Here is a 24,533-nt window from a genome sequence, read left to right as displayed (position 1 = left end):
GAAAAGACGTCAGGCGCCTACGCCGAAGGGCAAACTGAAGCGAATGTCACCCTCGACGATGTCCCGCATGTCAGGAATGTCGTTGCGGAACTGCAAGGTTCGCTCGAGCCCCATTCCGAAAGCGAAACCGGAGTAGACGTCCGGGTCGATACCGCTGGCCCGCAACACTTTCGGGTTCACCATGCCGCAGCCACCCCATTCGACCCAGCCTGCGCCGCCCTTTTTCTTGGGGAACCACACATCGACTTCCGCGGACGGTTCGGTGAACGGGAAATAGTTGGGACGCATACGCGTGCGCGTCTCCTCGCCGAACAGCGCACGGGCGAACGCATCCAACGTTCCCCGCAGGTTCGCCATGGTGAGACCCTTGTCGACGGCGAGTCCCTCTACCTGGTGGAACACCGGGGTATGGGTCGCGTCGAGCTCGTCGGTACGGAACGTGCGACCGGGACAAACGATATAGATGGGCAAATCTCGGGAGAGCATCGACCGAACCTGCACCGGCGAGGTGTGCGTCCGCAGAACCTGGCGGGAGCCCTCGGGCGCGATGTGGAACGTGTCCTGCATGGTGCGGGCCGGATGGTCCGGCAGGAAGTTCAGCGCGTCGAAGTTGAAATGCTCGGTCTCGACCTCGGGACCTTCCTCGACCTCCCACCCCATAGCGACGAACACGTCGGCGACCTGGTCGGCGATGATCGTGATGGGGTGCCGGGCACCGATCGGTCGCCGCGTGGACGGCAGCGTGACGTCGATGGTCTCGGCGACCAGAATGGCAGCGTCGCGCTCCGCGAGGAGTATTTCGCGTCGAGCATCGAAAGCGTTCTGCACGCGATCGCGGGCCGACTTCACGCGCTTTCCTGCATCGGCTTTCTGGTCACCGGGAATCGAACCGAGGGCGCGCTGCGCGAGCGCGAGGGGGGCACGGTTTCCGATGTGCTCGATCTTGACTCTCGTCAGCTCGTCCAGATCGCCGGCAGCGAGAAAGGCCTTCTCGGCATGATCGACGGCAGCGTCGAGCGCGGCCGGCTCGAGCACACTCGGATCGACCGGCTGGGCGTTGTCGCCGTCTTTCTTGGCCACGAGAGGTGCAACTCCTCGACTCGGTTGGTATTGGTGATGATGCGGGGATGAACCACGGCAATCCTAGGCGAGCACGCCGGGTCCTCCTCGACGGGACCTGCGCTGCGCTCGCGCGCTCGCGTACAGGCAGATGGCCGCGGCGGTGGCCAGGTTGAGGCTCTCTGCCCGGCCGTGGATGGGAATGGCCACCCGGTGGTCGGCTGCTGCGGCGACCGAGGGCGCGAGGCCGTGCGCTTCGTTTCCGAACAACCAGGCCGTCGGTCCGCTGAGGAGTTCATCGGCATCGTCGAGATCGACCTCGCCATCGGCCGCGGTCGCGAGGATCGTCAACCCTGCACCTCGGAGCGCCTCGATCCCGGCCTCGATCGAGCGCTCACGTGCGATCGGTAGGTGGAACAGGCTCCCGGCCGTCGCGCGGACACATTTGCCGTTGTGCGGGTCGACGCTGTCGCCGAGCAGAATCACCGAGTCGGCGCCGACTGCGTCCGAAACCCGGATGACGGTGCCCGCGTTGCCTGGTTCCGACACCTCTACGGGTACCGACACCAGCTGCGGACCTGATCCCGATCCGCCCGGCGCCACCTTGCCGGACAGTGCTTCGGCGAGCGATACATCGATGGTTCGGCAGACAGCAACGACACCCGGAGGCGTCACGGTATCCGACAAGCCTTTCGCCGCTCGTTCAGTGATGGCGGACACGCGAACACCGTGCGTGCGAGCCGAGTCGATGACGCCGCGGTTGCGCTCCGCGGAGTCCTCACGAAAGAACATCTCCTCCACGGCACCGGCCGCAAGCGCCTCGGCAACCGAATTGGTTCCCTCGGCCAGAAAGCGTCCAGTTTTTCTTCGCTCGGCCGTACGCAGGAGCTTGACAGCCGAAACGACCCGTGGCGTGCGCTCGGTGAGCGTGTCCACGGGTCGTTCCGGAAGTTCACTGTCGTGCGTGAGCTTGCTCAGGCTGCTTCTCCGGCGGGAGCGTTGACATCGGCAGGCAGTGCAGCCTTTGCGATGGCAACCAGACCGGTGAATGCCGCGGCATCGGACACAGCGAGCTCCGCGAGGATCTTGCGGTCCACCTCGACGCCCGCGGCCTTGAGGCCCTGGACGAAGCGGTTGTAGGTGATGTCGTTGGCCCGCGCTGCAGCGTTGATGCGCGTGATCCACAGCTTGCGGAAATCACCCTTGCGAGCCTTGCGGTCGCGGTACGCGTACGTGAGCGAGTGGAGCTGCTGCTCCTTGGCCTTGGTGTACAGACGTGAGCGCTGTCCGCGGTAGCCCTTGGACGCTTCGAGAATCGAACGGCGCTTCTTTTGGGCGTTGACCGCCCTTTTTACGCGTGCCACTGGTGAATCCTGTCGATCTGGGGGCTCGAAGAGCCCCGGTTGGTCATGGGGTGGTGCCGACCTTCTCGGCCGACTACGAAGCCGAGATCAGATGCCCAGCAGGCGCTTGATCCGCGGCGTGTCGGCCTTCGCGACAACTGCGACACCGTCGAGACGACGGGTCACCTTGCTGGCCTTGTGCTCCAGCAGGTGGCGACGGCCGGCCTTCTGGCGCATGATCTTGCCGGTGCCGGACACCTTGAATCGCTTCTTGGCGCCGCTGTGGGTCTTCTGCTTGGGCATGGAGTCCTCAGTTCTGTATTGCTTCTAGTCGTACACGGCACGATCCCGCCGACGCTGATCGGCAGGATCGTCTTTCGGGCCTGATGCGAGTCAGTTGCTCGGGGGCGTTGCCGCTGCCGGCGTGCCCTCGGCAGCAGGCTGAGCTGTGGGTGCTGCAGGCGCTGCTGGCGCCGGGTCGGGCTGCGCGGTCGGAGCCACAGCACGCTGAGCAGGCGGAGCTGCAGCGCTTTCCTGGGCCTTGACGCGTGTCTTGGCACCCTTGTGCGGAGCCAACACCATGGTCATGTTGCGGCCGTCCTGTTTCGCGGATGTCTCCACAAAGCCGAGGTCCGCAACGTCCGCGCCCAAACGCTGGAGCAGACGAAAACCGAGTTCGGGACGCGACTGCTCGCGACCGCGGAACATGATGGTGACCTTCACCTTGGACCCTGCTTCGAGGAAGCGAATGACGTTCCGCTTCTTCGTTTCGTAGTCGTGGGCGTCGATCTTCGGCCGGAGCTTCTGCTCCTTGATCACAGTGAGTGTCTGGTTCTTACGCGACTCGCGCGCCTTCTGCGCTGCCTCGTACTTGAACTTCCCGTAGTCCATGATCTTGCAGACCGGTGGACGAGCGTCGGGAGCTACTTCCACGAGATCGAGATCGGCTTCGAGAGCCAGACGGAGTGCATCTTCAACACGCACGATGCCCACCTGTTCACCGCCCGGTCCAACTAAACGAACCTCGGGAACACGGATGCGATCGTTGATGCGAGTCTCAGTGCTGATGGGGCCTCCTAGGTAGTGCGGTGTGGGGTCGAGCCGACCGCCTGCCTGGTGGCACAGCCCGCCCGCCCGGTCCTTCGGCACATTCGCTGCCGGGAACACTCCCTACAACGAAAAAACCCTGCTCCAGCATTCCGCTGGTGCAGGGCCCGATGCCGACCGATCGATTCGCAGCGTTCTGACTGCGCAATCTCCTCGTACGAGGAAGCACACGGGACACATACAGGCATCTACACCTGACCCGTGTGCGACCGGACCGGAACCAGTCGAAAACTGTGTCCGGTGGGAGTCGGGCTCCACTTGCTGCCTCCGCACACGCTCGAGATCGAGAAAGAGCGCGCCGAAGACGGTCGCGGGAGAAGACTACCACCGGGTCGGCCTCACAGCGAATCGGTGCCGCACTGCACAGCGAGCAGAGCCCACATGACATCCTCGACGTCATGACGAGCACTCCCGAGTCAGGTAGCGAAATACCCGGTGAAATCCCTGTCCACAGTACGACTGCAGACCGTTCGGACGCAGACGGCTCAGGTGCCGCGGGCGACGTACGTGAGCTGGCCGAGGTGCCGGCAGTCGAGGTCATCAGTCGCGCCGCGGTGATGCTGATGAGCTCGGCGGCGGAAAAACTCGGCCTGTCCGAGGCGGACCCATCGGAAAGTCCGCACCTCGATCTCGACGAAGCGCGACGAGTGATCACCGCTCTCGCTGGTCTCGTCACAGCCTCGGTCGAGTACCTCGGGCCGCACGCCGGTCCCATCCGCGATGGACTCCAGGCACTGCAGAAGGCGTTCCGCGAAGCCTCCGCCCACCCGGACGAGCCGGGCGCGGGCCCAGGCGAAAAGTACACCGGCCCCGTCTACTGACCCGATCTGCCGTTCGACCCCGGGCCACCAGGCCCGGGGATCAGACCTTGGTCGCAGCCTTGCGTGGACGACGCTTCTTCACCGGCGCCGTCTTCGCTTCGGGAGCAGGCTTACGCGTGAGCGCCTCCTGCAGGAACTTGCCCGTGTAGCTTTCCGCCACCGCTGCGACGTCCTCGGGATCTCCCTGTGCCACGACCATTCCGCCGCCCGATCCGCCCTCCGGCCCCATGTCGATGACCCAATCCGACACCTTGATCACATCGAGATTGTGCTCGATGACGATGACGGTGTTCCCCTTGTCCACGAGCCCGTTGACGACACCGAGCAATTTGCGGATGTCCTCGAAGTGCAGACCGGTGGTGGGTTCGTCGAGGATGTAGACGGTGCGACCGGTGGAGCGCTTCTGCAACTCGGATGCGAGCTTCACGCGCTGCGCCTCGCCTCCGGACAGCGTCGTCGCCGGCTGCCCGAGCCGAACATAGCCGAGGCCGACCTCCACGAGGGTCTTCAGATAGCGGTGGATCGAGGTGATGGGTTCGAAGAAGTCTGCCGCCTCCTCGATGGGCATGTCGAGGACCTCTGCAACAGTCTTGCCTTTGTAGTGCACCTCGAGAGTTTCGCGGTTGTACCGCGCGCCGTTGCAGACCTCACACGGCACGTACACATCGGGCAGAAAGTTCATCTCGATCTTCAGCGTGCCGTCACCTGAGCATGCCTCGCAGCGCCCGCCCTTGACGTTGAACGAGAATCGACCCGGCTGATAGCCGCGCACCTTTGCCTCGGTGGTCGCGGCGAACAGGGTGCGAATCTTGTCGAACACGCCCGTATACGTGGCCGCGTTGGATCGAGGGGTCCGACCGATCGGCGACTGATCGACCCGGACCAGCTTGTCCAGCTGATCGAGACCGTTGATGCGCGTGTGCCGACCGGGCACCTGCCGTGCACCGTTGAGCTTGTTCGCCATGACCGTCGCGAGAATGTCGTTGACCAGGGTGGACTTGCCCGAACCCGATACACCCGTGACTGCGGTGAGCACACCCAGTGGGAAGCTGACGTCGATGCCACGGAGGTTGTGCTCGCGTGCACCGACCACCGTGACCTGCCGCTTCTTGTCGACGACTCGTCTGGTGTCCGGCAGCGGTATTTGCAGGCGTCCGGAAAGATAAGCGCCGGTGAGGGATTCCTTCGATTTCAGCAGATCCTCGTAGGAACCACTGTGGACCACTCGCCCGCCGTGTTCACCTGCCAACGGCCCGATGTCGACCACCCAGTCCGCGGTGCGGATGGTGTCCTCGTCGTGCTCGACGACGATCAAAGTGTTACCCAGATCGCGCAATCGCGTGAGCGTGTCGATGAGTCGCCGGTTGTCGCGTTGATGCAGGCCGATGGACGGCTCGTCGAGCACGTAGAGAACGCCGACCAGACCCGACCCGATCTGAGTCGCAAGGCGGATTCGCTGAGCCTCGCCGCCCGACAACGAACCGGCCGCGCGTGAGAGGGACAGGTACTCGAGGCCGACGTCGAGCAGGAACCCGAGGCGCGCTTGCACCTCCCGGAGCACCTGGCCGGCGATTGCCTCCTCTTTGGCACCCAACGTCAGACTGTTCAAGAAGTCCGCAGTCTCGGAGATCGACAGTGCACACACGTCGGCGATCGACTTGGCCCCGAAATCGCCGGACTCGATGGTGACGGACAGAATCTCGGGCCGCAGGCGATCACCACCGCATGCCGGACACGGCACGTCCCGCATGTAACCGTCGTAGCGTTCTTTCATCTGTTCGGATTCGGTCTGCTCGAGCCTGCGGTGCAGGAACGGCATGACCCCCTCGAACTCGGCATAGTACGAGCGGGTGCGGCCGTAGCGGTTCTTGTAGCGGACGTGCACTTGGTGATCACTGCCCTCGAGCACCGCGCGCTTGACCTTCGCGGGGAGCTTGCTCCATGGCGCGTCGAGATCGAAGCCCATGGCGTCGGACAGGCCGGACAGCAGCCGGCCGAAGTACTCGGAGGTCTGTCCCATCGACCATGGCGCAATAGCTCCGTCGGCGAGAGACAGATCGGGGTCGGGCACGACGAGTTCCGGATCGACCTCCTTGCGGACTCCGAGGCCGAGGCACTCCGAGCACGCACCGTAGGGCGAGTTGAACGAAAACGACCGCGGTTCGAGATCGTCGATCGAGAGCGGGTGCGCGTTGGGGCACGCCAATTTCTCGGAGAACCGGCGCTCACGGTCGGCGGCATCTTCCTCGCGGTCCACGAAGTCCAGTACGACGATTCCGTCGGCCAGGCGCAACGCCGTCTCGACGGAGTCCGTCAATCGCTGCTTCGAACTGGCCTTGACGGTGAGCCTGTCCACGACAACCTCGATGTCGTGCTTCTCCTGCTTCTTCAGCTTGGGAGGATCGGTCAGTTGGTGAACGACGCCGTCGACGCGAATGCGCGAGTAGCCCTGTGTGTTGAGCGACTCGAAAAGATCGACGAACTCGCCCTTTCGAGTACGGACGACGGGCGCCAGAACCTGGAACCGAGTGCCCTCCTCCATCGCGAGAACCTGGTCGACGATCTGCTGCGGAGTCTGCCTGGCGATTCTCTCGCCGCACACCGGGCAGTGTGCGGTTCCGGCGCGCGCGAAGAGCAAACGAAGGTAGTCGTAGACCTCGGTGATGGTGCCCACCGTCGACCGTGGATTGCGGTTGGTCGACTTCTGGTCGATCGACACCGCAGGCGAGAGTCCCTCGATGAAGTCGACATCGGGCTTGTCCATCTGCCCGAGGAACTGGCGCGCGTAAGCGGACAGTGACTCCACATAGCGGCGCTGACCCTCGGCGAAGATGGTGTCGAACGCGAGCGAGGACTTACCCGAGCCCGACAGTCCGGTGAAGACCACGAGGCTGTTGCGAGGTAGGTCGATGTCGACTCCCCGCAAATTGTGCTCACGAGCACCTCGCACGATCAGGCGATCCGCCACAGTGTTCCCTTCTATTGATCGAGCAGGTCAGGCTGTTGATAGAGCAGATCGGGGGCCGGCGCACAGCAGTGCATACCGGCGATCGAACCTGTCGTATCGAGGCTCCGTCGATGCCCACGCGAGGGAGGACCTCACGCAGTAGCAATGCTAGGCCGACCCACCGACACGTTCCCCGACGGCGCAACTCACCCCCGCCGACGGTAGCGTCCTGGGGATGGACGAGCACCTCATGGTCATCGAGGACCAGTACACCGGATCGGTTTCCCAGGGATCGGCGCCGCAGCGTCGTGCCATCGCCGGCGGAACCATCACGAAGATGTCGGTCGGTCCGATGGACAACAACTCTTATCTGATCGTTTGTTCCACCACCGGGCAGTCGCTCCTCGTCGACGCAGCCAACGAAGCAGAACGCCTGTCGCAGCTGATCGACGAGAACGCCCCTGTTCTGACTCTCATTGTGACCACCCACCAGCACGCAGACCACTGGCAAGCCCTCGAGGACATCGTCGGCGGAACGGCCTCGCCCACCGCGGCCCACAGCCTCGACGCCGAACCACTGCCGGTCGCCCCCGATCGACTGCTCGATGACGGCGAGAGCGTCGATGTGGGCGAGCTGACACTGAAGGTCATCCACCTCCGTGGCCACACTCCCGGGTCCATCGCACTCGCGCTCACCGACAGCGAGTCCGGCATCACGCACCTGTTCACCGGTGACTCCCTGTTCCCCGGCGGTGTCGGCAAGACCTCTAGCCCGGAGGAGTTCACCAGCTTGCTCGATGACGTCAGTGCCAAGATCTTCGACGTCTACGGCGACGAGACAATCGTCTACCCGGGACACGGAAAGGACACGACACTGGGCAACGAGCGCCCCCACCTGGCGGAATGGCGGGAACGGGGTTGGTGAAACGCCTGCACGCTTGAAACGGTGAACCCCCGGGTATGGCTACGGTTGAACTGGCGCGCGCTGCCCGAGAATCGGGGCGGCTCGCGTCGAACAACGCTTTTCATCCACGAAGTTGTTCATCCACGAACCACCAGGAGGCAGTCAATGCTGGTCCGCCGTATCGCCCGTCCGCTGATGTCGACCATCTTCATCGCGGGGGGTATCGACGCGCTCCGCAACCCCGCACCCCGAGCCAAGGCAGCGACACCTCTGATCGAGCAGGGCAAAGAGACCCTGCCGAACAGCGTCACCTCCAGCGTTCCGGAGGATCCGGAGACGCTCGTCCGCATCAACGGCGCGATCCAGGTCGGCGGCGGAATCCTGCTTGCAACGGGCAAGGCTCCGCGCATCGCTTCGATCGCGCTGGCAGGCAGCCTCGTCCCCACGACTCTCGCCGGGCACGCTTTCTGGAACGAGACAGACCCGGAGGCAAAGGCAGCGCAGAAGATCCAGTTCCTGAAGAACGTCAGCCTGCTCGGCGGCCTGCTCATCGCCGCCGTCGACACAGAGGGCAAGCCCTCGCTGGCGTGGCGTGGACGCCGGGCCGCCCGCAAGGCCCAGGGCACGATCGCGGGCGCACTGCCCGGATCGCATGATGCCTCCGATCAGGTGGGCGTGGCATCGGAGCGTGTGAAGGAACTTGCGACGGTCGCTGCCTCTCGTGGAGCACATCTTGCCGATGCCGCACAGCCGGTCGTGGCCAAGTGGGCCGATGTCGCGACCGAGAAGTCGTCGGAATTCGCGGAGGTCGCCCAGCCAGTGTTGTCACGATGGGCGCACATCGCTGCCGACCGCGGAGCCGACTTGGCCGAGGTCGCACAGAAGCGGGGGACGAAGCTGGCCGAACAAGCTGCCGACCGCGGATCCGACCTCGCCGAGGTCGCACAGAAGCGCGGTTCGAAGTGGGCCGAGAAGGCCGTCGACCGCAGCAGCGAACTGAGCGACATCGCGCAGAAGCGCAGTGCCGTCCTCGCCGACAGGGCCGGTGACCGCACCGCCGAGCTGGCCGAACTCGCGCAGCAGCGAGGCAGCCGGTTGGCCGAGGTGGCGGTCGAGCGCGGTCAAGGCCTGAGCAAGCGCGCGCTCGCGCAAGCAGACAAGCAGAGCCGCGAATTCGACAAGGCGACCGAGAAGGCCCGACAGAAGCTCGAGAAGAAGGTCGAGAAGGCACGCAAGGATCTGGACAAGCGGGTGCAGAAGTACTCCAAGTAGCACCTGCCGACCCGGGTTGATCGACGAGCCCCGCCCTGAACTGCGGTTCTGCGGCGGGGTTCGTTTTCGTCATAGACTATTCGGGCGTTTTCCAACCGACCTCCATTTCACACTCCGGTCCCTCACAGACCGGGCCCCGGACGTCGGAAACGATGCCCAGGGAAATGCCGCCGAAATCTCTCTGCCGAACTCCCCGAGGAGAACCTTTGCCGGACGACGGCCCCACTGTCGCCACTGACGCGCGTTCGGATGTCGAACGCGAACAGTCATACGTGACGATGCTCTACGACCAACTCGACGCCTTGCGGCGTTACGCGCAACAGCGACTGAGCACCGTGCTGCTCGAGACCGGTGGCACACCGCAGGCTCGAAGCGAGCGAGAATCCTTCACGCACCTCTACACCGACGACATCGCGAAGTACGACGCAGCGGAGAACGGCCTGTGCTTCGGCCGCATCGACCTCCGCTCGTCCGAGGATGATGCGCCGATTCGATACGTCGGGCGCGTCGGCATCCTCGACGAGGCACGCGACTACGAGACGTTGCTGCTGGATTGGCGCGCGCCGATGGCCCGGCCGTTCTACTTGGCCACCCCGGCAGCCCCGGAGAACGTGCTGCGCCGGCGCCATATTCGCACGCGCAGCCGACGCGTCACCTCGCTCGCCGACGAGTACCTCGATCTCGATGCCGCCATCGAAGCCGGACTCGACTCGGACGCAACCGGCGTCGCCGGCGAGAGTGCGCTCCTGTCGGCTCTCGATACCGCGCGCACCGGCCAGATGAACGACATCGTCGAAACCATCCAGAGCGAACAGGACGCCATCATTCGCTCGGAGCACCGAAGCGTGCTCGTCGTCCAGGGCGGACCCGGCACCGGAAAGACCGCCGTCGCACTGCACCGAGCCGCATACCTGCTGTACACGTATCGTCAGCAACTCGCGAAGAGCGGCGTCTTGATCATCGGACCGAACGCGACGTTCCTGGACTACATCGGCCAGGTTCTTCCGTCCCTCGGTGAAACCGGTGTGCTGCTCTCGACTATCGGCAATCTCTACCCCGGCGTGCGGTCCACGGTCGAGGACTCTGTTGCGGCCGCACGGGTGAAAGGTTCGGCCTCGATGGTCGAGGTGCTGACGAAAGCGGTTCGCGACCGCCAGCAGGTCCCTTCCGAACCCACCCGGCTGCGCTTCGACACCTACGCCATCGTGCTCGACAAGAAGATCGTCACGCGAGCTCGCGGCCGTGCGCGGTCGTCACGACGTCCACACAATCTGGCGCGGCCGCTGTTCGTGGCGGCCGTGGTCGACGGACTCACCCAGCAGCTCGCGTCGAGACTGGGTGAAAACCTGGTCGACGGGGGGAGCTTGCTCAGCCGCGACGACGTATCGGACATGCGCGAGGAGATGACCCAGGACGCGGATGTGATGCACGCCATAGACCAATTGTGGCCCGACCTGACGCCGCAGCAGGTTCTCCGCGACCTGTTTGCCTCCCCCGAGCGAATCGCGTCTGCCGCGCCAGATCTAGCGGAAGACGAGCGCAAGGCCCTGGTTCGCACGGGCGCGGGCTTCAGCTCCGCCGACGCACCACTGCTGGACGAGCTCGCCGAACTGCTCGGGATCGACGACGCTGCCGAACGCGAACAGGAGAATCGCAGGTGGCGCAACCAGATTGCGGATGCACAGGGCGCTCTCGATATCTTGACCGGTTCGGCGCCACAGGATCTCGAAGACGAACTGGATCCCGAAATTCTCATGGCCTACGACCTCATCGATGCGAATCAGCTTGCAAGCAGACAGAATTCCGGCGCGAGGTTGACCACCGCCGAGCGTGCGGCCGGTGACCGCACCTGGACCTACGGCCACGTCATCGTCGACGAGGCCCAAGAGTTGTCCGAGATGGCATGGCGCATGGTGATGCGTCGCATTCCGAACCGATGGATGACATTGGTCGGCGATACCGCGCAAACCGGTGACCCGGCAGGTACGACGTCCTGGGGCGATGTGCTCGAACCGTATGTTGCGCAACGGTGGAAGAGAACCGAATTGACGGTCAACTATCGGACACCGTCCGAGATAATGACTGTCGCGCGTGACGTTCTCGCGGCAATCGATCCGGTTCAGTCGACACCTCGATCGGTCCGAGACGCCGGGCATTCTCCGTGGGCTCAGCGCGTCGACGAGAACAGTCTCGTCTCCGCCGTGGAGCAACGCCTCTCGGAACACCCGAGACCCGGCATCAGTGCGGTGCTGGCCCCACGGGCGCTACTTCCCGAACTGACCCACCTACGGTCCGAAGTGGTGACGGTGTCGACGGTGAAGGACGCCAAGGGGCTCGAGTTCGACTCGGTGCTCCTGATCGAGCCTGCCGACATCGTCGACGAATCCCCCCGCGGGATGGGCGATCTCTACGTGGCACTCACCCGTGCGACGCAGAGACTGGGCGTAGTGCATGCGGGAGAACTCCCTTCGGTGCTCTCGGCACTCACTCCGTTCGACGCACTCGTGCCCTGATATACACGTGCCCTGACATACAGAAGTGGCCCGGCAATCCCTTGCGGGTCTGCCGGGCCACTGCCATGTGTGGGTGTGCGCGTCAGCGCACCGTGTGCACGATCAATACGTCACAGGTCGACTTGCGGGCTGCATCCGACGGAACCGAACCGAGCAAACGGCCCGTGAGCGAGTTGAGTCCGCGGTTGCCCACGACCAGAAGGTCGGCCTTGACGTCGTCGACCAGCTGCAGCAGTGACTCCACCGGGGCACCGACGATCGCTCGCTCTTCGATGTTCTTCGCGCCGACCTTGGTCGCGTGTTCCCGCGCGGTGCGGAGGATTTCGTGGGTCGGCGCAGATCCGGTGATCTGGTAGGCGTCCTCGCGCAGCGCGTCAGCAGCTTTGCTGGTGTCCTTGGGGTCGGCCGGGTAGTAGGCGCAAGCGATCACGAGCTGGGCGTCGGCATCGCCGGCCAGTGCACCGGCCTTCTCCACAGCCCGCAAAGACGATTCGGAGCCATCGGTTCCGACGACGACAGTGCGGTAGGCACTCATTCATTCCTCCAGTTGTAGGTGTTCTGTCACACTTCGAGTGGATCCCACGGCAACGAACCTGTGGTGTGTCACAGACCCGATATGCGGTCCCCAGAGACCATTTCGATGACCCTATCCGTAACCACCCGATGCGATGGGTAGTTCGGTGACAACACGAGTTCGTGGTCTCACATACTGTGGTTCACATGCGCATCCCCCGGCCGCGTCGGTCCCTTCCGACCGTACTGCTCGCGGCCCTTTCGATCTTGATCGTGGCAACAGCATCGATCCTCCTCGTCGTGCGTTCCACCGACGTCGACGAGGACGTGTCCGTGCTAGATACCACGATCACGGTACCGGAAAGCCCCGGCAGTGCCGAGGTGGTCGACCTCGATGCCCGACTGTTTCTGCCCGAGACGAACCCCGCCCCCGCGGTGCTGCTCGCACACGGATTCGGCGGAGACAAGTTCTCGGTCGAGGACAGGGCCCGCGCGCTCGCCGAAACCGGCTACGCCGTGCTGACCTACAGCGCCCGAGGCTTCGGCGCGAGCACGGGGACGATCTCGATCAACGACCCCGACCGAGAAGTGGCCGACGGCCGTGCCATGGTCGACTGGCTGTCCGAACGACCCGAGGTACTGCTCGATGCCCCCAGCGACCCGCGGGTAGGCGTCGCCGGCGGATCGTATGGCGGCGCGCTGGCGCTGAGCGTCGCAGGAACCGACCCCCGTATCGACGCCGTCGCGGCCTCGATCACCTGGAACGACCTCGGTCAGGCTCTCTTCCCCAACTACGGGGTCACCACCGATGCCGATCTCGAGCAACTGGCCGGCGTCGAAACGCCCGCTGGTTCGGTCTACGGCGGACCGGGTGTGTTGAAACGTGGCTGGGCCGGTGTCTTCTTCGGTGCAGGCAGTGCGCAGGCCGGTGGCGCGGGCAACACATCCGGCAACTCCCCCGCCGAGGCCGATTCGACAGCCGGCACCGACGGATGTGGGCGGTTCGCCCCCGAGTTCTGCGCTGCGTATGCGCAGTCGGCCGTCTCCGGCGAACCCACCTCGGAACTACTGCAGTTGCTCACCGCCCACTCACCCGCAGCTGTAGCCGCAAACATCACAGCCCCGACTCTGCTCGTTCAAGGTCTGCAGGACACCCTGTTCGGCCTCGATCAGGCCGATGCCACAGCCCGTCAGATCACCGCCGGCGGCGGTGACGTCGAGGTGACCTGGATCGCCGGCGGACACGACGGCGGCGGTACCGGAGGTGCAGGTGACGCTGCTGCGGCTGCCTTTCTCGATGCCGAACTGAAGCCCGACTCGGCCGACGAGACGCAATCCCAGCAGCTCCCGTTCTCGTTCGCCGTCCAAGGTTCGGCGGTGGAGCGCGAACGTGAGCGGAACGAAGTGATGACAGCCCCACGCTATCCGGGGTTGGCAACTGATCCGGCCGAGTCTGCCTCCACGCGAACCGTTCCCATCGAACTTCGTCCCGCGGACGTCCCGGGGCAACCGCCCGCGCCGGCGCAGCAAACCATCATTCGGCCCCCTGGAGCGTCACCGTCGGCGATCTCGTCGGTGCCAGGTCTGGGTTCGGTCCTGTCGACATTGACTGCGACTTCGGCAGGCGCCCAGCTCTCGGCAGACCTTCCCGGCCAGGCCGCGTCGTTCGTCAGCAACCCCCTGACCGAACCAATGTCCATAACGGGTTCATCGCGAGTGAACCTTCGGGTGGGCGCGTTCAGTTCGCCCGGTGAAGCAGTGCTGTTCGTCAAGCTGTACGACGTGGCACCGGACGGCACTCGCACCCTGCCAGGTGGCGCGGTGTCGGCCGTCCGATTGCCCGATTCCGTCAACGACGGTCCCCTACCGGTGACCGTGACGTTGCCTGCCGTCAGCTACCCGGTCCCCGAGGGCCACAGCATCGAGATCTCGGTTTCCACCACCGATCAGGCATACGCGGTTCCGCTCGAGCCCGCTCAGTTCGTTGTCGCGCTGGACGATTCGATTCTGACGGTTCCCTCGGTGGAGGGCGAATCGAGTTCGGCGAGCTCGGTCCCGATCGCCCCGCTCGTCGGCATCGGAGTCATCGTTTTCGCAATCGGCGTCTTGATCACCGTCAACGTGATTCGGTCCCGCCGACGTCTCGTCGCCGAAGTCGACGAGACCCTGATCGACACGCCCCTCGTCATCACCGACCTCGCGAAGACGTACTCGAACGGATTCAAGGCGGTGGACGGCGTCGGCTTCGAGGTACAGAAGGGGCAGGTCCTCGGGCTACTGGGACCGAACGGCGCAGGCAAGACCACAACTCTGCGAATGCTGATGGGGCTCATCACACCGACGAGCGGCGATATCCGCGTATTCGGTCACAAGGTGACGCCGGGAGCACCGGTGCTGTCACGACTCGGCTCTTTCGTCGAGGGCTCCGGCTTCCTGCCGCACCTGAGTGGTCGAGAGAATCTGCGCCTGTACTGGCAGGCCACGGGACGGCCCACCGAGGACGCTCACCTGGAGGAAGCCCTCGAGATCGCAGACTTGGGTGCGGCTATCGAACGCAAGGTCAAGTCGTACAGCCAGGGCATGCGGCAGCGACTCGCGATCGCCCAGGCAATGCTCGGGCTCCCCGATCTGATGGTTCTCGACGAGCCGACCAACGGTCTCGATCCACCTCAGATCAGGACGATGCGTGAGGTGCTGATCAACTACGCGAAGACCGGGCGCACCGTGCTGGTGTCGAGCCACCTGCTGGCTGAGGTCGAGCAGACCTGTACCCATGTGGTCGTCATGAACAGGGGCTCGGTGATCAGTTCCGGCACGGTTCGCGAGCTGACGGAAGCCGGCGGTCAAACCGAGGTCCGAGTGGACGACGCGAACAGGGCCGCATCCGTTCTCACGGAGATGGGTTGTTCACCAACGGTCGTCGACGAATCCACGGTGCGGGTCGATCTCGGCGGGATGGATCCGGCAGAGGTCTCACGCGCACTGTTCGATGCCGGGTTCCGCCTGCGCGGGTTGTCGCAGTCGACTCGACTCGAAGATGTTTTCCTCGAGCTCGTCCACAACGATGCCCTGCCGGAGGCACCGGACGAACTCGTCTCGACGAAGGGTGATCGATGAGCACCACACATTCGGATGGCCGGGCGCCCGGCTACGTCGGCAGCCACACTCTCCCCTACGTAACGGAACTACGCCGGCAGTTCGGGCGCCGCCGAACGCAACTCGCCATCGGGTTCCTCGCCCTGCTGCCGGTGATCCTCGCCATCGCCTTCACCGTCGGAAGCTCGTCCGAGTCGGACTCCGACGCCGGCGGACTCATCGAGCTCGGAACACGGGGCGGAGTGAACTTCACCGTGTTCGCTCTGTTCATGTCCGTGGGCTTCCTGCTGATCGTCGTGGTCGCGTTGTTCTTCGGCGATTCCGTCGCGAGCGAAGCCTCGTGGTCCTCGCTGCGGTACCTGCTGGCGATACCTGTACCGAGAACCCGGCTGTTGTTGCAGAAGGCGCTGGTATCGGCAACGCTCTCACTTGCTGCGATCGGTGTACTCGTGGGCGTCTCGCTGGCGCTGGGCACCGCCCTGTACGGCGCGGACCCGCTGGTGACGCCCTTCGGCGACGGGCTGGCCTACGGGGACGCCGTCGCGAGGCTGCTCATCGCGGTCGGCTACATCGCCGTCAATCTGTTGTGGGTCGCAGGTCTTGCGATGTTGCTGTCGGTGCTGACCGATGCCCCGCTGGGAGCCGTCGGTGGCGCCGTGATGACCTCGATTCTGATGCAGATTCTCGACCAGATCACCGCGCTGGGATCCCTACGCAATTACTTGCCCGGCCACTACGCGAACTCGTGGATCGACGCCCTCTCGCCCACCATCGAGTGGAACGACATGGTGGTGGGCACATTCTCCGCGCTCGCCTACGCCACGGTCTTCGGCGTCACTGCGTGGCTTCGATTCGGCTCGAAGGACATCACCAGCTAGCGCTTGATCGCCGGACCGAAGATCCCGTCGGGAAAGACCTTCTGGGCGAGCAACTCTTGCCGCCACGGCAACGCCAGCTCCACCAGCCGTGCTGCACCGTCCTCGCCCAACGCGGCCCACGGGGCGAGCGCAAGGTCGTTGGTGATGTCCTCGACCAAGGCGCGGAGGTCCTTACCGTGATCGGTCAGTGCACCCGCTGAATCGAGGATCTCTCGGTCCTGCAGACGCTGCACTGCCGAGTCCCATTGTTCGTTCGACCATCCGCGACGCTTGCGGGCGAATTCCTTCTCGAAACCGTATCCGGTTGCCGTGTGTGTGATCAGGGCGTCGATACCGCTCAGCTCGGCGGTCTGCAGTGCGGAGATGTGACCGTCGCCGCGGTGTTCGCGCAGCAATGTCAGTGCGTGCCAGAACGCCAGATGCGGGTCGGTCGGCCAAGGTAGATCCGCGTAGGCCGCGTACAGGGGCCGACCGTCGACGACGGGAATTCCACGCGCCGCGATCGATGCGAGCTCAGCTGCCTCCGACATCTCGGGCGAGTTCACCACCTCGTCGCCGAGTAGACGAACGTAGGCGTCACCCATCGCGCGGTAGCGGATTTCGGTCACCTTTTCCGGCGATACGATCGACCATGCCGCTGGAATGAGTGGTTCGATCAGCTCGATATTGAAGTTGTAGAACGTCGCCGTGACGACGCCGGCTCCTACCGCTCCCAACGGCGCTGCCCGCCCGGCGAAGTAGCAGGCCCGACCTTCCAGCCCGGCCCCAATCAACGCGTCCTGCGTCTCGGGAACGAAGTAGGTCATCGAGTGCAGTAGTTCGAGTGCGCGAGCACTCCGACCGGCAGTGGAGGCATCCATGGTCGAACCGTATCGAAACACCGAGCCCCACCGTCGGGCGGACCCGGATGAGCGCTACTTCAAGCCTGCCGCATCCATGCCGCGCAGCTCCTTCTTCAGGTCATGGATCTCATCGCGCAACCGCCCTGCCAGTTCGAACTGAAGTTCACGCGCAGCGTTCATCATCTGATCGGTGAGGTTCTGCACCAGCGCGGCGAGCTCTGCGCGTGGCATGGACGAGACGTCTTGTTGCTCGTAGACACCAGAGCTGACCGCGCGACCCTTCTCCCCCTGTGCACGACGACCACGACTGGCATTTCGCCCCGAGCCTCCGACCTCGATCGACGATTCGGTGTCCTCGGCCTCCTCGTAGACCTGATCGAGAATGTCGGCGATCTTCTTTCGCAGCGGCTGCGGGTCGACGCCCTTCTCCTTGTTGTACGCAATCTGCTTCTCACGTCTGCGTTCGGTCTCCTCGATGGCATAGGCCATCGAGGCCGTGATCTTGTCCGCATACATGTGCACCTCGCCGGACACATTTCGAGCTGCACGCCCGATGGTCTGAATCAAGCTGGTACCGCTGCGGAGAAAACCTTCCTTGTCGGCATCGAGAATTGCCACCAACGAAACCTCAGGGAGGTCCAGGCCCTCACGGAGCAGGTTGATTCCGATGAGGACGTCGTACTCGCCGAGTCGAAGTTGACGCAGAAGCTCCACCCGCCGCAACGTATCGATATCCGAGTGCAGGTATCGGACCCGGATCCCCAGTTCCAACAGATAGTCGGTGAGATCCTCGGACATCTTCTTGGTCAGGGTGGTGACCAGGATGCGTTCGTTCTTCTCGGCGCGACCACGGATCTCGTGCACCAGATCGTCGATCTGCCCCTTGGTCGGCTTGACGACGACCTTCGGGTCGACCAATCCAGTGGGACGAATGACCTGCTCGACGAACTCGCCGCCCGTCTGACCCAGCTCGTACTTGCCGGGCGTGGCCGACAGGTACACCGTCTGGCCGATGCGCTGAGTGAATTCCTCCCACGTCAGCGGCCGGTTGTCAGTGGCGGACGGCAACCGGAATCCGAATTCCACCAGATTCCGTTTGCGCGACATATCGCCCTCGTACATGGCACCGATCTGCGGAACCGTCACGTGAGATTCGTCGATCACGAGGAGGAAGTCGTCGGGGAAGTAGTCGATCAACGTAGCCGGAGCCGTACCGGGACCGCGACCGTCTATATGCCGCGAGTAGTTCTCGATGCCCGAACAGAAGCCCACCTGCTTGATCATCTCCAGGTCGTACTGCGTCCGCATCCGCAACCTCTGGGCCTCGAGCAGCTTCCCTTTGTTCTCGAGCTCGGCAAGGCGATCTTCGAGCTCGGCTTCGATGTTCTTGACGGCCTTCTCCATGCGCTCCGGACCCGCCACGTAGTGCGTCGCCGGGAAGATGCGCACCGAGTCGACCTTGCGGACGATATCGCCCGTCAACGGATGCAGGTAGTACAGAGCCTCGATCTCGTCACCGAAGAACTCGATGCGCACCGCGAGCTCCTCGTACGACGGGATGATCTCGACGGTGTCCCCGCGAACGCGGAACGAACCACGTGTGAATGCCATGTCGTTGCGCGTGTACTGCACATCGACCAGCAGGCGTAGCAAGGCATCGCGAGGCACCTCGACGCCGACCTGAAGGTCGATGGACCGGTCGACATACGACTGCGGCGTTCCGAGACCATAGATGCACGACACCGAGGCGACCACGACCACGTCTCGCCGCGAGAGCAGGTTTGCTGTGGCCGAATGCCGCAGTCTCTCGACGTCGTCGTTGACCGACGAGTCCTTTTCGATGTAGGTGTCGGTCTGCGCGATGTAGGCCTCGGGTTGGTAGTAGTCGTAGTACGAGACGAAGTACTCGACCGCATTGTTCGGCAGCATGTCTCGCAGCTCGTTGGCCAGCTGCGCGGCCAGTGTCTTGTTCGGTGCCATGACCAGCGTCGGACGCTGGAGCTTCTCGATGAGCCACGCGGTGGTCGCGGACTTGCCGGTACCGGTTGCACCGAGCAGGACGACGTCCTTCTCGTCTGCACGAATTCTGCGTTCGAGCTCGGCAATGGCCGAGGGCTGATCGCCGGCCGGTTTGTGCTCACTGACGACCTCGAATGCGGGCCCCGTCCGCTCGATCTCTCCGACGGGACGGAACTCCGAGTGAGCCACCACGGGATGTTCGGATGCAAACGCCATACAACCAGGGTAGACGCGGCCACCGACACATTCGATCGCTGCAGTGTTTCGACGCGGTGCCGGCGCACACCCGGTAGCTTTTTCGTTCATGGACGAATCCGCCGTAACGCCCGTTCACGTCCACCCGCCGAAGGTCGAGTATTTCGACGTACCAGGGCTCACCAATACCGACCCGAAGGGCTACGTGCGGCCCGTCGACGAATACCGGGTCGAACCCTGGGGCCTGTACATGGCTCGCCCGTCCGATCATCCCCAGTTCGACTACCTGCAGTCGTGGCTGCTTCCCAGTCTCGGGCTACGGGCCTCGATCTTCCACTACTTGCCGGGGCACGTGCGCGATCAGAACTACTACCTCGACGTCGGCGAATTCCGAGCCGGACCGGCGGTGTGGACATCGGTGGATCACTACCTCGACATCGTGGTCCGCACCGGTCGAGGCTACGACTTCCTCGATGCCGACGAACTCGTCGAGGCCCGCGTGGAGAACCACCTCGATACCGAAACCGCCACAACGGCGATGAACCGATCCGTGTACACGGTAGCGGGTCTCGCCGCTCACGACTACGACCTCGACGCCTGGCTTGCCTCGCTCGGAATGACGACCACCTGGCGACCGCAGACAGTTCGCTGAGACGAGCTCGACCTACTCGGTGCAACCGGGCCGGCGAAGATCAAGTCGACCAGCCGAACTCCCCCGCCCACTTCCAGGCCCGCACGTAGGCCTGATCGAACCACGGTGCCTTCACATCGGCGTACGCCACGACACTGTCGTCGTAACCGTTTTCGCGTTCGGCAGCAGCAGCCGCCGACTCCTTGATCTGGAGGTACTGCGCTGCGGCGTCGGCGTCGGCACGGAGCCAGTCGCGAAAGAGGAGCGCAAATCGTTGCCCCGGCCAACCGTCGACTCTGATGTGAATGTTCGCGGTCCGTCCTGGATCCGCTGCACCATGAAGCCTCTTGGCCCACATAGCCGGATCCGCTTCGCCGCCAATGCCGTAGGCAGGCTTCGGATCATCCGAGACGACGTTCTCCAACCGAGGAAAGCCGATACGTCGCAACGATTCTGCCAACGCATCCGCCGCTTCCATACCGGCCACGGTGATCTGGATGTCGATGACGTCTTTGGCCGGCAGGCCGGGTACAGCGGTCGATCCGATGTGATCGATTCGCACAGCGGCATTTCCGCACGCCACCGCCAACCGCGCAATGATGCGTTGCGCTTGGGCCGGCCACGCAGCATCGGCCGGTACCAACGCAGCGGGTGTGTCGACGGCGTGCGCGTGACGAATGTTCTTCTCGAACGGCACAAGACGCTCGAACCACAACGACCGAACGACTTCGTCGAGATCCTCGGGCGCGCCGCTGTTGTCGATCCAGATGTCGGCTGCGGCTCGTCTCGCATCGTCGGTGGCCTGTGCTGCAATGCGTGCCCGTGCGTCGTGCTCGGGCATCTTGCGCTGATTCACCAACCGATCCAGTCGTTGCTCCGCATCCGCATGAACCACGGCGACCAGTTGGAACAGCGCACCCATGTTTCCCTCGACCAACAGCGGGATGTCCTGAATCACGACGGCGTCGTCGGGAGCTCCGTCGATGAGCTCAGCTGTTCTCGCACCGATGAGCGGGTGAACGATCGAATTCAGCTTGGCACGTGAGTCGTCGTCACCGAATGCCTTGGCCGCGAGCGCCGGTCGATCGAGAGCCCCGCTGGAGTCGAGGACGTCATCACCGAATGCGTCGACCAATTGCGCTAGACCGGCCGTGCCCGGCTCGACTACTTCGCGGGCGATCACGTCCGCGTCGACGAGAACACCGCCGAGCTCGACGAGCGTTTTCGATACCGTGGACTTGCCTGCTCCTATGCCTCCGGTGAGGCCGAGTCTCAACATGAACCCAGTCTGTCATCGAACACGCCGAAGCACACCAGCCCCAAATGCATCAGGTTCGGGGATTCGTCCGTTATCTTCATCGTGCGAGATAAGTATTGCCGACCCACTGCCAGCGAAAAGGACACCCATGCGAAGCAATCGGATCCAACCGGGTCGGCACCGTCTCGGCATGGAATCGGGAATTCATGTCGTTTTGATACCCGAGGTTGCCTTGGCGTTGGCCGATCATCGGCGTAACTGGTTCACGAATCTGCTCAGCCCGGCTCGTCACAGCTTCGCGTCCATGCGTAAGCGGACCGGTGCCGTTGCTCAATGGAGTCCCGCCGTCGCAGGTTGAACCGACACGTCGTTTTGCGACAATGGACCCGAATCCTCACGGATCGGGTCCATTCTTGTATCTGCCGAGTCTCCGGTCGAGGTAACTCTCCCGCAGGGCTTCTCGTGAAAGGAAGAAGGCCCCGACTCCACGTAGGGAGCCGGGGCCTCGAGATCACACCCTTACGGGTGGACATCTTCTATCAGGCGTTGCTTCTATCAGGCGTTGCCCGACAGCTTCTCACGCAGCGCAGCGAGCTGAGCATCGCTGGCCAGTGATCCGCCGGTCGACGCGGGAGCCGACGCTGCGGGAGCGTCGCCCTCTTCTGCTTCGGGGGATGCCTGACCCGACTCCGAGGAGTAGTTGGTGTTGGCAGCCTCGGCAGCTTCGTCCTTGGCTGTCTTCTCCATCTGAGCGGTGTGCATCTTGTGGCGACGCTCTGCCTCGGCGTAGCGTCCTTCCCACTCTTCACGCTGCTTCTCGTAGCCTTCGAGCCATTCGTTGGTCTCGGAGTCGAAGCCCTCGGGGAAGATGTAGTTGCCACCCTCGTCGTACGAGTCGGCCATTCCGTACTTGGACGGATCGAACTCTTCTGCGTAGTCCTCGTTGGCCTGCTTGAGGCTCAGCGAGATCCGACGACGCTCGAGATCGATGTCGATGACCTTGACGAGTGCGTCGTCGCCGACACCCACGACCTGGTCCGGAACCTCCACGTGGCGCTCGGCCAACTCGGAGATGTGCACGAGGCCCTCGATGCCCTCTTCGACGCGCACGAAGGCGCCGAACGGAACGAGCTTGGTGACCTTGCCGGGCACGATCTGGCCGATCGCGTGAGTCCGTGCGAACTGACGCCACGGATCTTCCTGCGTCGCCTTGAGCGAGAGAGAAACGCGCTCGCGGTCCAGGTCGACGTCGAGAACCTCGACGGTGACCTCGGTGCCGACCTCGACAACCTCGGACGGGTGATCGATGTGCTTCCAGGACAGCTCGGAGACGTGCACGAGTCCGTCGACGCCACCGAGGTCCACGAAGGCACCGAAGTTGACGATGGAGGACACGACGCCCTTGCGGACCTGGCCCTTCTGGAGCTGGTGCAGGAACTCGCTGCGAACCTCGGACTGAGTCTGCTCGAGCCACGCGCGACGCGAAAGGACCACGTTGTTGCGGTTCTTGTCGAGCTCGATGATCTTCGCCTCGATCTCCTTGCCGACGTACGGCTGGAGATCGCGGACGCGACGCATCTCGACGAGCGAAGCGGGGAGGAAGCCACGGAGACCGATGTCCAGGATGAGTCCACCCTTGACGACCTCGATGACGGTGCCCTTGACGGCCTCGTCCTTCTCCTTGAGCTCCTCGATCGTGCCCCAGGCGCGCTCGTACTGAGCGCGCTTCTTGGACAGGATCAGGCGGCCTTCCTTGTCCTCCTTGGTGAGGACGAGTGCTTCGATCTCATCTCCCACGGAGACGACCTCATTGGGGTCGACGTCGTGCTTGATGGAGAGCTCGCGGGAAGGGATGACGCCTTCGGTCTTGTAACCGATGTCGAGTAGAACCTCGTCACGATCGACCTTGACGATGGTGCCTTCGACGATGTCACCATCGTTGAAGTACTTGATCGTTGCGTCGATGGCTGCGAGAAAATCCTCTGCGGAGCCGATATCGTTTACGGCCACCTGCGGTGAGGTTGTGGTTGAGGGCATGTGTTGAGTTGCTCCGGACGGGTTGGGTATCGGTTGATGGATGTTCGGTCGGACTGTAGAACGGTGTTCTCGACAGGTTTCGGACCGTGAACGGTTCGAAACTGCAGAACGGATGAAGAACAAACGTGTTCCCGCCACGGCGGTTGCGCGCAGCATGAACACACTCGCGTTCAACAGGGTACGCGATCGCGTCACAGCTGGGCAAACGCGGTGGGGTGGTCGATGCGGCCGACTACCGTGATCCAGGTGACCGACAGCTCGCCCTCGCCCGAGGCACCTTCCCCTTCCGTAATACCAGGCCGCAAGAAGGTCGATTCGCGAGCCAGCGATCGAGCCAGTCGGACGTGGTGGGATGCCGATGCGGACGAGTATCACCGCACGCACGGCGAGTTTCTCGGCGTCGGCAGCACCGACGGTGAGTTCATCTGGTGCCCCGAGGGGCTGCACGAAGGAGACGTCGGCCTGCTCGGCGACACTCGGGACGCCGATGTCCTCGAGGTCGGGTGCGGTTCCGCGCCGTGCGCTCGCTGGCTGACATCGCGGGGCGCGCGAGCGGTGGGGCTCGACATCTCGGCAGGCATGCTCGGGAAGGGTCGTGACGCCATGCGTTCCGACCCTCGCAGAACTCCATTGATCCAGGCCAGCGCGGAGTCGCTGCCCTTCGCCGACGCGAGCTTCGACATCGCCTGCTCGGCCTTCGGCGCGGTCCCGTTCGTCGCGGACTCGGCAAACGTGATGGCCGAGGTAGCGCGCGTGCTGCGCCCCGGAGGCAAATGGGTATTCGCCGTAAACCACCCGATGCGGTGGATATTTCCGGACGATCCGGGACCGGTTGGATTGACGGCGGCCATTCCGTACTTCGACCGCACCCCGTACGTCGAGTTCGATCCCGAGGGCACACCGATCTATGTCGAACATCATCGAACGATCGGAGACCGCGTTCGCGAGATCGTGGCGGCGGGACTCGAGCTTCGAGACATCGTCGAGCCCGATTGGCCGGAGTGGCTCGATCGCGAATGGGGTCAGTGGAGTCCGCTGCGCGGACAGTTGTTCCCTGGCACTGCCATCTTCTGCTGCGTCAAGCCACTCACCTAGCGG

The 24,533-nt window shown here is 63.8% G+C and carries 20 protein-coding genes; 9 read left to right on the top strand and 11 right to left on the bottom strand.

Translation table 11 applies throughout. The features are described 5' to 3' along the window. Positions 1 to 9 precede the first annotated feature (9 nt). From pheS to infC, 5 genes are all read right to left on the bottom strand, one after another. A complete protein-coding gene (gene pheS, locus J1M86_RS22405) occupies positions 10 to 1,080 on the bottom strand; it encodes a phenylalanine--tRNA ligase subunit alpha (protein ID WP_206511411.1) in 1,071 nt (356 codons plus the stop codon). Between the two features lie 63 nt (positions 1,081 to 1,143). Further along, a complete protein-coding gene (locus J1M86_RS22400) occupies positions 1,144 to 1,995 on the bottom strand; it encodes an RNA methyltransferase (RefSeq protein ID WP_206511410.1) in 852 nt (283 codons plus the stop codon). A gap of 38 nt (positions 1,996 to 2,033) precedes the next feature. Further along, positions 2,034 to 2,423 (bottom strand): 50S ribosomal protein L20, encoded by a 390-nt coding sequence (rplT, locus tag J1M86_RS22395; protein WP_072807374.1) that lies wholly within the window; start codon positions 2,421 to 2,423, stop codon positions 2,034 to 2,036. Positions 2,424 to 2,510: 87 nt separating this feature from the next. After that, positions 2,511 to 2,705: a 50S ribosomal protein L35 gene (gene rpmI, locus J1M86_RS22390; protein ID WP_075840652.1), complete on the bottom strand. Its 195-nt coding sequence runs from the start codon at positions 2,703 to 2,705 to the stop codon at positions 2,511 to 2,513. Between the two features lie 90 nt (positions 2,706 to 2,795). Further along, complete coding sequence (gene infC, locus J1M86_RS22385) at positions 2,796 to 3,527, bottom strand: translation initiation factor IF-3 (protein WP_075840723.1); 732 nt, start codon at positions 3,525 to 3,527, stop codon at positions 2,796 to 2,798. Between the two features lie 380 nt (positions 3,528 to 3,907). Here infC and J1M86_RS22380 point away from each other — a divergent pair, with 380 nt between their 5' ends. Next, a complete protein-coding gene (locus J1M86_RS22380) occupies positions 3,908 to 4,330 on the top strand; it encodes a DUF1844 domain-containing protein (RefSeq protein ID WP_241260528.1) in 423 nt (140 codons plus the stop codon). A gap of 40 nt (positions 4,331 to 4,370) precedes the next feature. Here J1M86_RS22380 and uvrA read toward each other — a convergent pair whose 3' ends face one another. Continuing rightward, complete coding sequence (gene uvrA / locus J1M86_RS22375) at positions 4,371 to 7,298, bottom strand: excinuclease ABC subunit UvrA (RefSeq protein WP_075840651.1); 2,928 nt, start codon at positions 7,296 to 7,298, stop codon at positions 4,371 to 4,373. Between the two features lie 214 nt (positions 7,299 to 7,512). Here uvrA and J1M86_RS22370 point away from each other — a divergent pair, with 214 nt between their 5' ends. From J1M86_RS22370 to J1M86_RS22360, 3 genes are all read left to right on the top strand, one after another. After that, a complete protein-coding gene (locus J1M86_RS22370) occupies positions 7,513 to 8,202 on the top strand; it encodes an MBL fold metallo-hydrolase (protein WP_075840650.1) in 690 nt (229 codons plus the stop codon). A 144-nt stretch (positions 8,203 to 8,346) separates the two neighbouring features. Further along, on the top strand, positions 8,347 to 9,453 hold the full coding sequence (locus J1M86_RS22365) for a DoxX family membrane protein (RefSeq protein WP_206511409.1): 1,107 nt from the start codon (positions 8,347 to 8,349) through the stop codon (positions 9,451 to 9,453). Positions 9,454 to 9,731: 278 nt separating this feature from the next. Next, positions 9,732 to 11,966 (top strand): helicase, encoded by a 2,235-nt coding sequence (locus J1M86_RS22360; RefSeq protein WP_241260553.1) that lies wholly within the window; start codon positions 9,732 to 9,734, stop codon positions 11,964 to 11,966. A gap of 82 nt (positions 11,967 to 12,048) precedes the next feature. Here J1M86_RS22360 and J1M86_RS22355 read toward each other — a convergent pair whose 3' ends face one another. Then, positions 12,049 to 12,501, bottom strand: a complete 453-nt coding sequence (locus J1M86_RS22355) for a universal stress protein (RefSeq protein WP_075840648.1) — start codon at positions 12,499 to 12,501, stop codon at positions 12,049 to 12,051. 185 nt (positions 12,502 to 12,686) lie between these two features. Here J1M86_RS22355 and J1M86_RS22350 point away from each other — a divergent pair, with 185 nt between their 5' ends. Both J1M86_RS22350 and J1M86_RS22345 read left to right on the top strand, forming a co-directional pair. Then, on the top strand, positions 12,687 to 15,596 hold the full coding sequence (locus J1M86_RS22350) for an alpha/beta fold hydrolase (protein WP_206511407.1): 2,910 nt from the start codon (positions 12,687 to 12,689) through the stop codon (positions 15,594 to 15,596). Further along, positions 15,593 to 16,453, top strand: a complete 861-nt coding sequence (locus J1M86_RS22345) for an ABC transporter permease (RefSeq protein ID WP_206511406.1) — start codon at positions 15,593 to 15,595, stop codon at positions 16,451 to 16,453. The genes J1M86_RS22350 and J1M86_RS22345 overlap by 4 nt, the downstream gene beginning before the upstream one ends. On the opposite strand, the gene J1M86_RS22340 is transcribed toward J1M86_RS22345, so the two are convergent. Both J1M86_RS22340 and uvrB read right to left on the bottom strand, forming a co-directional pair. Next, the gene (locus J1M86_RS22340; protein WP_206511405.1) at positions 16,450 to 17,313 is read right to left on the bottom strand and encodes a hypothetical protein; all 864 of its coding nucleotides are present in this window, start codon (positions 17,311 to 17,313) and stop codon (positions 16,450 to 16,452) included. The two genes, J1M86_RS22345 and J1M86_RS22340, sit on opposite strands and share 4 nt — an antisense overlap. Positions 17,314 to 17,367: 54 nt before the next feature. Beyond that, positions 17,368 to 19,530: an excinuclease ABC subunit UvrB gene (gene uvrB / locus J1M86_RS22335; protein WP_206511404.1), complete on the bottom strand. Its 2,163-nt coding sequence runs from the start codon at positions 19,528 to 19,530 to the stop codon at positions 17,368 to 17,370. An 88-nt stretch (positions 19,531 to 19,618) separates the two neighbouring features. Between uvrB and J1M86_RS22330 the strand changes: the two genes are divergently transcribed. After that, complete coding sequence (locus J1M86_RS22330) at positions 19,619 to 20,161, top strand: DUF402 domain-containing protein (RefSeq protein WP_206511403.1); 543 nt, start codon at positions 19,619 to 19,621, stop codon at positions 20,159 to 20,161. 40 nt (positions 20,162 to 20,201) lie between these two features. Here the strand turns inward: J1M86_RS22330 and coaE are convergent, their stop codons facing one another. Further along, complete coding sequence (gene coaE / locus J1M86_RS22325; RefSeq protein ID WP_206511402.1) at positions 20,202 to 21,419, bottom strand: dephospho-CoA kinase; 1,218 nt, start codon at positions 21,417 to 21,419, stop codon at positions 20,202 to 20,204. Positions 21,420 to 21,546: 127 nt separating this feature from the next. Here coaE and J1M86_RS22320 point away from each other — a divergent pair, with 127 nt between their 5' ends. Next, positions 21,547 to 21,756, top strand: a complete 210-nt coding sequence (locus tag J1M86_RS22320; RefSeq protein WP_075840646.1) for a hypothetical protein — start codon at positions 21,547 to 21,549, stop codon at positions 21,754 to 21,756. Between the two features lie 197 nt (positions 21,757 to 21,953). Here the strand turns inward: J1M86_RS22320 and rpsA are convergent, their stop codons facing one another. Further along, positions 21,954 to 23,435 carry a 30S ribosomal protein S1 gene (rpsA, locus tag J1M86_RS22315; RefSeq protein WP_075840721.1) on the bottom strand — a complete coding sequence of 494 codons (1,482 nt, stop codon included), beginning with the start codon at positions 23,433 to 23,435 and terminating at the stop codon, positions 21,954 to 21,956. Between the two features lie 246 nt (positions 23,436 to 23,681). Here rpsA and J1M86_RS22310 point away from each other — a divergent pair, with 246 nt between their 5' ends. Then, complete coding sequence (locus J1M86_RS22310; protein ID WP_307786714.1) at positions 23,682 to 24,530, top strand: class I SAM-dependent methyltransferase; 849 nt, start codon at positions 23,682 to 23,684, stop codon at positions 24,528 to 24,530. Positions 24,531 to 24,533: the final 3 nt, after the last annotated feature.

The organism is Rhodococcus sp. KRD197, from assembly GCF_017168235.1.
Classification (GTDB): Bacteria; Actinomycetota; Actinomycetes; order Mycobacteriales; family Mycobacteriaceae; genus Rhodococcoides.
This window is presented reverse-complemented; position numbering and strand designations above follow the sequence as displayed.